Source organism: Nocardia gamkensis NBRC 108242 (genome assembly GCF_001612985.1).
In the GTDB taxonomy this organism is placed as follows: Bacteria; Actinomycetota; Actinomycetes; order Mycobacteriales; family Mycobacteriaceae; genus Nocardia; species Nocardia gamkensis.
Genome location: NZ_BDBM01000022.1, coordinates 126,695 through 135,936, shown reverse-complemented (window position 1 = coordinate 135,936; position 9,242 = coordinate 126,695). Strand labels below are relative to the sequence as shown.

Genomic DNA, 9,242 nt, shown 5'->3' with positions numbered 1-9,242 from the left:
GTGCTCGGCCTCGCCGAGGTCCTGCCGGGCTGGGCGTCCGCGCTCATCGTGGCGGGCGCGCTGCTGGTGGTCGCGGCGGTCCTCGGGTTGTCCGGGAAGAAGAGCGTGGAGCACGCGGCGCCGCCGATACCGCAGGAAGCGGTCGAGGGCGTGCGCGAGGACATCGAGGTGATCAAGGACAGGAGGCGGGGATGAGCGACAGCCGACCCCGGGCCGGGCAGCCCACCGACGACGTCGCGGCCTTGCGGCGCGACCGCGACGAGGCCAGAGCGGAATTGGGCAGGACGGTCGAAGAGTTGGGCCACAAGCTCGACGTGCCAGCGCGGAGCAAGGAGAAAGCGCACGAGGCTGTCGAGACGACCCAGCACGTGGCGTCCGAGGCGGCGCTCGCCGTCGCGGACAAGGCCCAGCAGGCCCGCACGGGCGCCGCGAACCTCGCCCACCGGGTGGCGGCGGCGGCGCCCGAACCGGTCGCCGCGCGCGGCAGGCAGGCCGGTGGCGCGTTGCGCGCGCACCCGATCCCGGCGGCCCTCGGCGCGGCGGTGATCGCGGCGGTGGTGTGGCAGATCGTTCGGAGGCGGCGATGAAGACGCTCTACAAACCGCTCGGCCTGGTGATCAGCGTGCTCGGCGGCCTGGCGGCGAACGCGGTGTTCACCAAGGTGTGGACGCGGATCACCGGTGAGGACCAGGCCCCGTCCTCCACCGCGCGAGACCATTCCTGGCGCGAGGTGCTGTTCGCCGCGGCCTTGCAGGGCGCGGTGTTCGGCCTGGTCAAGGCCGCGATCGATCGTGCGGGCGCGAGCGGTTACGAATCGCTCACCGGCACTTGGCCGGAATAGCGCCACCGTGCCGGAGCGGCAGTACGCCGCCGCTCGAAATCGCTGCCGCCGCCGTGAGTTCGGACACTCCTTCCAGGTGCCCGAACTCACGGCGGCGGCATTCGTTGTGCCGGGGGGCCGATTTCCGCACCCGCGCGGCAGCGTCCTCCGGCCCCTGATATTGCCTGGTCTGAGGCGGGACGCGGTGCACGGAGTGATCGGACCGGAGCGCGATGGGGTAAGTTGGCCGCGGAATGCTCGCTCTCTGCGCCGTGACCGACTGTGCAAGAGATGCGAACCTGAGCGGAGGTCGACGTGGCGTACTGCCGAGGACGCGTGGCCGGCACGGGAGGTGGATTGTGAGTTCCGAAAGCGCGCCCCGGGCGTTGGAGGTCGAGGTGCGGTCGGCGGAGGGCACGGTGGTCGTCACCGTGCACGGCGAGATCGACATGGCCTCGGCGCCACGCTTGCAATCGGCGCTCGACGAGGCGCTGCGCGACACACCGGCCGCGGTCGTGGTGGACATGTCGAACGTCGGGTTCCTCGGCTCCGCTGGGCTGAGCGTCCTGCTGGCGGCCTCGGAGGCCACCGGTTCCGGCGGCTTGCGCGTGGTCCCCAGTGACGCGGCGCGCAGGCCGATCGAGGTCACCGCGCTGGACCGTCTGCTCACGGTATGCGACTCCGTCGAGGCCGCGCTGGCAGTCGACGAGACCCAAGCCCCCAGCTGAGCCTCCGGCACCGCATCGGTGCCGCTCGGACCCCGCCACGGTTTCGACCCCGCGTCGCCGGGTATCTGCCCGGTCGTCGGCACCGTGCCGATCTGAGCGCACCGGGAGGAGGCCGTATGGCAGACAACCGCGAACACCGACTGGTGGGAGTGCCCGCGGTAGCGGCACTGGCGGATCTCGGATTCGCCTCGGTCGCCTCGGGGGTCATCGCGCGACGTCGGCCGGTCCTGGGCCTGCTCGAACGCACCGGGGCCGATTCGCGGGCGATAGAGCGCGTGCGGCAGCTGCGGCGGGAGTTCGGTGCGGGTCCGGTCGAGCTGGTGGTGCCGGGGCGCCGGATCGTGGTCGTTCTCGACCCGCAGGACGTCGGGCGGGTCCTGGCCGACGCGCCGACGCCGTTTCACCCGGCCAATCGCGAGAAGCGCGCCGCACTGCGCCAGTTCCAGCCGCACGGTGTCCTGTTGTCCGAAGGCCCGATCCGCGATCAGCGCCGGGCCGTGAACGAGGCGGCGCTGGAGTCCGCAGAGCCGCTGCACCGCCTGGCCGGGCCGTTCGCCGAGGCCATCGCGGAGGAGGCGCGCGAGATGATCGTGTCCGCCCTGCACCGCGGTCACCTGGACGCGCGGCAGTTCACCACGCGGTGGTGGCGGCTGGTGCGACGGATCGTGCTCGGTGAGCGGGGCCGCGACGACACGGTGCTCACCGACGAGCTGTCCCGGCTGCGCTCGGCGGGCAATTGGTCGTTCCTGGCGCCCGCGCATCGCAGGCAGCGCGATCAGTTCACCAATCGGCTCTACCGTCACGTCGAGTCCGCTCCCCCGGACAGCCTGGCCGGGGCACTGGCCGCGGTGCCCGCGGGCGGGGCGACCGATCCGGTCGGGCAGATACCGCATTGGTTGTTCGCCTTCGACGCGGCGGGCATCGCGCTGAGCCGGGCGCTGGCGGTGCTGAGCACCCATCCCGAGCACCACGCCCGCGCGCTGGCGGACGCCGGCGACCCGGACCGCGTCGACCTGCGTGGCTACCTGCGCGCCTGCGTGCTCGAGTCGGTACGGCTGTGGCCGACCACGCCCATGTTGCTGCGCGACATCACCGCCGACACTCAATGGCGCGACGGCGACGAGCGCTTCACCATCGCGGCGGGCGCGGCACTGATGATCGCGGTCGCGGCGTTCCACCGGGACGCCGAGCTGCTGCCGTTCGCCGACCAGTTCGTCCCGGAGATCTGGCTCGACGGCCGCGCGGAGCAGTACCCCCAGTTGGTGCCGTTCAGCGCGGGCCCCGCCGACTGCCCGGGCCGCAACCTGGTGCTGTTCGTCACCAGCGCGCTGCTCGCACACCTGTTGACCTCCGCCGACTTCCGGCTGCGGTCCACGCCCCGGCCGAATCCGGACGCTCCCCTGCCGGTGACCTTGAACAATTTCGGGCTCGACTTCACCGTCGAGCCGTGCATGACGCAGGCCGGCTGATCGTCTGTCGCGGAAGGCTCGCTTCCGCGACAGCTGCCATGATCGAGCCATGCTGGAAACCTCCGCACGCCTGTTGCGGCTGCTGTCGCTGCTGCAACTGCGGCGCGACTGGACCGGGCCCGCGCTGGCCGAACGGCTCGGCGTCTCCACCCGGACCGTGCGCACCGACATCGAGCGCCTGCGGACGCTCGGGTATCCCGTGCATGCCACGCCGGGCGTCGCCGGGGGTTACCGGCTAGGGGCCGGATCGGCGTTGCCGCCGCTGCTGCTGGACGACGAGGAAGCCGTGGCGGTGGCGGTCGGACTGGTCACCGCCGCCAACGGAGCGGTCACCGGCATCGAGGAGACGTCGGTGCGCGCGCTGACGAAACTGCGGCAAGTGTTGCCGTCCCGATTGCGGCACCGCGTCGACACGCTGACCGCGGCCACGGTGCACGTGTCCGGCGACGGACAATCCACCGTGGACGCGGCGGTGCTCACCGCGGTCGCGGACGCGATCCGGGCGAGCGAGCGATTGCGCTTCGACTACGAAAGCCATGGCGGCGCGTCCTCCAGCCGGGATGTCGAGCCGCACCGGATGGTGCACTGGTGGGGTCGCTGGTATCTGGTCGCGTGGGATGTGGGGCGCGGCGACTGGCGTACCTTCCGCGTCGACCGGATCGCGCCGAAGGTTCCGCACGGGCCACGATTCACGCCCCGCGCCGTCTCCGAGGAGGAGATCGCCGAGCGAGTGCAGCGCGGCGTGGGCGCCGCCACGTGGCGCTACCGTGCCCGCGTCCGCATGGCCGCTTCGGCGGACGTGGTCCGGGCCCGGCTGCCCGCGGCGGTGGAGGTGATACCGGACGGGCCGGAACACTGTGTGGCGCTGGTTGGTTCGGATTCCCCTCGAATGCTGACGTGGTATCTCGGCCTCGCCGATGTCGAGTTCGAGGTGCTCGATTCCCCCGCGCTCGCCGAACACCTGGTCGCCACGGCCGACCGTTTCCGGCGGGCGGCCGGGCGGAAATGACGGGAGATCGCGAGCTTTCGCACAGACGAAACGGCCGCGCTCGATGCCGGGGCACCGAGCGCGGCCGCCAGCGCCCCGCGAATCAGTCCCGTACTACCGGCTGGCGCCCGCGGCGGCACCGATGAGGCCGCCGACCACGCAACCGGGGAAGACCCCGACGATGAAGAACACGAGACCGACCAGCGCCCCGATGGCACAGCCGATCGCCACCCCGCCCAATGTGGACCCCGCGTCACCGATGAACTGCGGCGCACCCGGTTCCGGGACGGCGGCTCCGATGGGGCTCAAGGTCAATGTCGTCCCGGCCGCATCGATGTCGGGCGCCACTTCGACCTGCTGGCCGAAGATGGACACCATGGTGGTGGGCACCGTGGTCACGACCGACCCGTCGGGCCTCAGCACCGCGATCCCCCCCGGAGTGCGGGCGAACGTACCGGAGTCGAGCGTGACCACAGCGCTCGTCCGGTCCGGCGCGACGGACGTGGTGTAGGAGACACCGCTCTCGTTCCCGCTCACCACGGGGTCGTAGATCTCGGCCTGCCCGTACGCCGTCGCCGCGGTCACGCCGGTGGCGGCAATGGTCAGCAGCGTGGTCGCAACCAATTCTCTGAACTTCATGAGCCTTCCCATCCTCAGCAGATTCGATCTGTCGTTACCTGGGTACAGCCGTGAAACACTAGCGATTATAGGCGTTGGGCATCACCATTTCCGGCACTTGAGAATGTCCGAAATGTCTTGCCCGCCAATCGGTTCGGTGGTCACCCAGGAGATGACGGGAAGGCGGCCGCCGCTACTCCAGCTCCCCCTCGGTCTCCAAGTAGACCTGCCGCAGTCGATCGAGCGTGTCCGGTTCGGGGTGTTCCCACAGTTTGCGCTCGGCCGCTTCCAGCAGCCGCTCGGCAATGCCGTGCAGCGCCCAAGGATTGGACTGCTCCATGAACTTCCGGTTCACCTCGTCGAAAACGTAGCTCTCCGAGAGCTTCTCGTACATCCAATCGGCTACCACGTTGGTGGTGGCGTCATAGCCGAACAGGTAGTCGACGGTCGCCGCCATTTCGAACGCGCCCTTGTAGCCGTGCCTGCGCATCGCCTCCAGCCACCGGGGGTTCACCACCCGGGCCCGGAACACCCGCGCAGTCTCCTCGGACAGCGTCCGGGTGCGCACCGCGTCCGGGCGGGTGCTGTCGCCGATGTAGGCCTCCGGGTTCTTGCCCGTCAGCGCGCGCACCGTCGCGACCATGCCGCCGTGGAACTGGAAATAGTCGTCGGAGTCGGCGATGTCGTGCTCGCGGGTGTCGGTGTTCTTGGCCGCCACGGCGATCCGCCGGTACGCGCCGCGCATGTCCTCGGCGGCGGGCGCGCCGTCGAGGTCGCGTCCGTAGGCGTAGCCACCCCAGGTGGTGTACACCTGCGCGAGGTCGTCGTCGGTGCGCCAGCTCTTCGAATCGATCAGCTGCAACAGGCCTGCCCCGTAGGTGCCGGGCTTGGAGCCGAAGATGCGGGTGGTGGCGCGCCGCCGGTCGCCGTGCTCGGCGAGATCGGCCTGGGCGTGCGCCCGCACGTAGTTCGCCTCGCCCGGCTCGTCCAGGTCGGCGACCAGGCGGACCGCATCGTCGAGCAGGGCGAGCACGTGCGGGAACGCGTCGCGGAAGAAGCCGCTGATGCGCACCGTCACATCGATGCGGGGACGGCCGAGTTCGGCGGGCGAGATCACCTCGAGTGTGCTGACCCGCCGGCTCGCCTCGTCCCAGACCGGCCGGACGCCCAGCAGCGCGAGGACTTCGGCGATATCGTCGCCGGAGGTGCGCATGGCGGAGGTGCCCCAGATCGACAGGCCCACCGACCGCGGGTACTCGCCGTGATCGGCGCGGTAGCGCTCCAGCAGGGATTCCGCCATGGCCTGCCCGGTCTCCCAGGCCAGCCGGGACGGCACGGCCTTGGGATCGACCGAGTAGAAATTGCGTCCGGTCGGCAGGACGTTGATCAGGCCGCGCAGCGGCGAACCGCTCGGGCCCGCCGGGATGAACCCGCCGTCGAGCGCGTGCAGCACCCGCTCGATCTCCACGCCGGTCTGCCGCAGACGCGGCACCACCTCGGTGGCCGCGAACCGCAGCACCCGGCGCACCTCGGGGTCGTCGGTGATGCCGTCCACGGCCTCGGGCGACCAGTCCGCCGCCTGCAACGCCGCGACCAGCGCGCGGGCGCGGTCCTCCACGGCGTCCACGCGTTCGCGCGCCTCCCCGCCCGACTCGTCCAGGCCGAGGGCTTCGCGCAGACCGGGCACGGTGCGCTCGCCGCCCCACAGCTGGCGCGCGCGCAGCATAGCCAGCACCAGATCGAGTTCGCTCTCACCCGCCGGGGCTTGTCCCAGGATGTGCAGGCCGTCGCGGATCTGCACGTCCTTGATCTCGCACAGCCAGCCGTCGACGTGCAGCAGCATGTCGTCGAAGGAGTCCTCGTCCGGGCGCTCGGTGAGGCCGAGGTCGTGGTCCATCTTCGCGGCGCGCATCAGCGTCCAGATCTGCTGGCGGATGGCGGGCAGCTTGGCCGGGTCCAGCGCGGAGATGTTGGCGTGCTCGTCGAGCAACTGCTCCAGACGTGAGATATCGCCGTAGCTTTCGGCCCGCGCCATCGGCGGGATCAGGTGATCCACCAGGGTGGCGTGCGCGCGCCGCTTGGCCTGGGTGCCCTCACCGGGGTCGTTCACCAGGAACGGATAGATCAGCGGCAGGTCACCGAGGGCGGCATCGGTGCCACACGAGGCGGACATGCCGAGCGTTTTGCCCGGCAGCCACTCCAGGTTCCCGTGCTTACCCAGGTGCACCATCGCGTCCGCGCCGAAACCGTCGGGCGATCCGAGCCACCGGTAGGCCGCCAGGTAGTGGTGGCTGGGTGGCAGATCGGGGTCGTGGTAGATCGCCACGGGGTTCTCGCCGAAACCACGCGGCGGCTGCACCATGAGCGCGACATTGCCGAAACGCAGCGCGGCGATGACGATCTCCCCGCCCGGGTCGGACGAGCGGTCGACGTAGAGTTCGCCCGGCGGCGGGCCCCACGCTTCCACGACGGCCTCGCGCAAGTCGCTGGGCAGGGTGTCGAACCAGGCCGCGTAGGTGGCCGCGCCGATGCGGATCGGGTTGCCCTCGAGCTGTTCGGCGGTCAGCCAGTCGGGGTCCTGGCCGCCCGCCGCGATCAGGGCGTGGATGAGGGCGTCGCCGTCCCGCTCGTCCAGGCCGGGCACCTCGCCGGGTGCGCCGAGATCGTAACCGGCGGAACGCATTTCGGTGAGCAGGCGGATCGCGCTGGCCGGGGTGTCCAGGCCGACGGCGTTGCCGATGCGGGCGTGCTTGGTCGGGTAGGCCGACAACATGACCGCGATGCGCTTGCGCGCGGCGGGGATGTGGCGCAGCCGCGCGTAGCGCGTCGCGATGCCCGCGACCCGGGCCGCGCGCTCGGGATCCGGGACGTAGGTGGACAGGCCGTCGGCGTCGAATTCCTTGAACGAGAACGGGACCGTGATGATCCGTCCGTCGAATTCCGGCACCGCGACCTGGGTGGCGACGTCCAGCGGTGACAGCCCGTCGTCGTTGGCCTCCCACTGCGCGCGGCCGGTGGTCAGGCACAGCCCTTGCAGGATGGGCACGTCCAGGTCGGCGAGCGCGCCGACATCCCAAGCCTCGTCCTCGCCGCCCGCCGACGCGGTGGCGGGCTTGGTGCCGCCTGCGGCCAGCACCGTCACCACGAGCGCGTCGGCGCGGCGCAGGGTCGCGATCAACTCGGGTTCCGGGGTGCGCAGCGACGCGCAGTACAGCGGCAGCGCCCGCGAGCCCGCCAGTTCGATCGCGGTGCACAGCGCGTCGACGTAGGCGGTGTTGCCCGCCAGATGCTGGGCGCGGTAGTAGATCACCGCCACCGTCGGCCCGTCGGCCTGCCCGGCGGCGACCCGGTCGAGTTCGCCCCAGCTGGGCAACTGGATCGGGGGTTCGAAACCGTGGCCGGTCAGCAGCACGGTGTCGGACAGGAAATTGTGCAGCTGGCGCAGGTTCTCCGGGCCGCCGGCGGCGAGGTAGTTGTGCGCGTCGGCCGCGACACCACCCGGCACGGTGGAGCACTCCATCAGTTCGGCGTCCGGGGCGATCTCGCCGCCGAGCGCGACGAGCGGGATCCCGCTCGCGCGCAGCGCCTCCAGCCCGTCCTCCCAGGCCCGCTTGCCACCGAGGATGCGCACGATCACCAGATCGGCGCCGTCGAGCAGGCCGGGCAGGTCGTCGACCAGCAGGCGAGCCGGATTCCCCCAGCGGTAGTCGGCGCCGCTGGCGCGGGCACTGAGCAGGTCGGTGTCGGACGTGGACAACAACACAATCACGGGTGGCAGCCTTCCTCGGGTGACGCGCCCATCGGGGGGTTCGCTGCTCGCCGGGGAGGGTCTGGCTTTCTACAGTGGCGCGACCGCACCGGACTTCCACCGGTTTCCTCGTCGTCCGCCGAGCACGCCGATGCTACCTGCCGTTCGGGCCGGGCTCGTCCACGCGTCCACCCGGCTGCACCGTCCGGCGTTCGCGGTCGCTCGACCGGGCGGCCAGGAAGTCGTCGACGAGCCGCGCGCATTCGGCCGGGGTGGTCGGCGCGAGTCCGACCAGCCTGGCGAAGACGATCGGACCGACGAGCTGGGTCAGCGCCAGCGTCACGTCGAAATCGCCGAGTTGGGCGCGCACCTCCGGATCGCCGAACAGCTGATCGAACGGCTTGCGGTACTGCTCGATGAGCCGCTGGCGCAGCGAGGTGAACGCCGGACCCGCGCCGGACGCGCCGCGCTCGCCGGTGGCCAGCCACGCCAGCGTGGACATCTGCAACGGGGCCTCGTTGACGACCGCGGCCTGCCTGCTGAGCAATTCGGTGAGCCGTTGCCGCAGCGGACCATCCGGCGGCGCCTCGATGACCGGAGGGAGCAGCCGCTCGAGCGTGGCGGCGCGCAACTGCACGGCGTTGTCGAAATGCCGGTACAGCGTGGTGCGCGCGACCTTGGACATGGTCGTCACCGCTTCTACGGTGACCGCCTCCAGCCCACCGGATTTCAACAGCGCCGTCGCGGCGTCCAGCAGCCTGGCCCGGGAGCGCAGCTTGCGCGGATCGACCTCGGCACCGGGATCAGGGTGGTGCGGGGGCGGTTCTGCGGCACCGGTCATGGGTCGAACATTCCTCCTTCGCGACGCCTA

9 protein-coding genes are annotated in these 9,242 nt (G+C 71.1%); 6 read left to right on the top strand and 3 right to left on the bottom strand.

From position 1 onward, the window contains the following. The 6 genes from NG1_RS19760 to NG1_RS19735 all read left to right on the top strand — a co-directional run. Positions 1 to 195, top strand: a 195-nt coding sequence (locus NG1_RS19760; protein WP_169812349.1) for a phage holin family protein, incomplete at its 5' end; no start/stop codon positions are given. Further along, entirely contained in the window at positions 192 to 587 is a 396-nt protein-coding gene (locus tag NG1_RS19755) for a DUF3618 domain-containing protein (RefSeq protein ID WP_062972867.1), read from the top strand. The genes NG1_RS19760 and NG1_RS19755, both read left to right, overlap by 4 nt. Beyond that, the gene (locus NG1_RS19750) at positions 584 to 841 is read left to right on the top strand and encodes a DUF4235 domain-containing protein (RefSeq protein ID WP_062972865.1); all 258 of its coding nucleotides are present in this window, start codon (positions 584 to 586) and stop codon (positions 839 to 841) included. Before NG1_RS19755 ends, NG1_RS19750 begins: the two co-directional genes overlap by 4 nt. Positions 842 to 1,179: 338 nt before the next feature. Then, positions 1,180 to 1,548: an STAS domain-containing protein gene (locus NG1_RS19745; RefSeq protein WP_040867132.1), complete on the top strand. Its 369-nt coding sequence runs from the start codon at positions 1,180 to 1,182 to the stop codon at positions 1,546 to 1,548. 116 nt (positions 1,549 to 1,664) lie between these two features. Next, the gene (locus NG1_RS19740) at positions 1,665 to 3,017 is read left to right on the top strand and encodes a cytochrome P450 (RefSeq protein ID WP_062972862.1); all 1,353 of its coding nucleotides are present in this window, start codon (positions 1,665 to 1,667) and stop codon (positions 3,015 to 3,017) included. 49 nt (positions 3,018 to 3,066) lie between these two features. Continuing rightward, positions 3,067 to 4,026: a helix-turn-helix transcriptional regulator gene (locus tag NG1_RS19735; RefSeq protein ID WP_062972860.1), complete on the top strand. Its 960-nt coding sequence runs from the start codon at positions 3,067 to 3,069 to the stop codon at positions 4,024 to 4,026. Positions 4,027 to 4,119: 93 nt separating this feature from the next. Here NG1_RS19735 and NG1_RS19730 read toward each other — a convergent pair whose 3' ends face one another. The 3 genes from NG1_RS19730 to NG1_RS19720 all read right to left on the bottom strand — a co-directional run bounded on the left by NG1_RS19730 (position 4,120) and on the right by NG1_RS19720 (position 9,212). Continuing rightward, positions 4,120 to 4,644 carry a DUF8020 domain-containing protein gene (locus NG1_RS19730; protein WP_062972858.1) on the bottom strand — a complete coding sequence of 175 codons (525 nt, stop codon included), beginning with the start codon at positions 4,642 to 4,644 and terminating at the stop codon, positions 4,120 to 4,122. A 172-nt stretch (positions 4,645 to 4,816) separates the two neighbouring features. Beyond that, a complete protein-coding gene (cobN, locus tag NG1_RS19725) occupies positions 4,817 to 8,392 on the bottom strand; it encodes a cobaltochelatase subunit CobN (RefSeq protein WP_062972856.1) in 3,576 nt (1,191 codons plus the stop codon). A gap of 133 nt (positions 8,393 to 8,525) precedes the next feature. Beyond that, complete coding sequence (locus NG1_RS19720) at positions 8,526 to 9,212, bottom strand: TetR/AcrR family transcriptional regulator (RefSeq protein WP_062972854.1); 687 nt, start codon at positions 9,210 to 9,212, stop codon at positions 8,526 to 8,528. Positions 9,213 to 9,242: the final 30 nt, after the last annotated feature.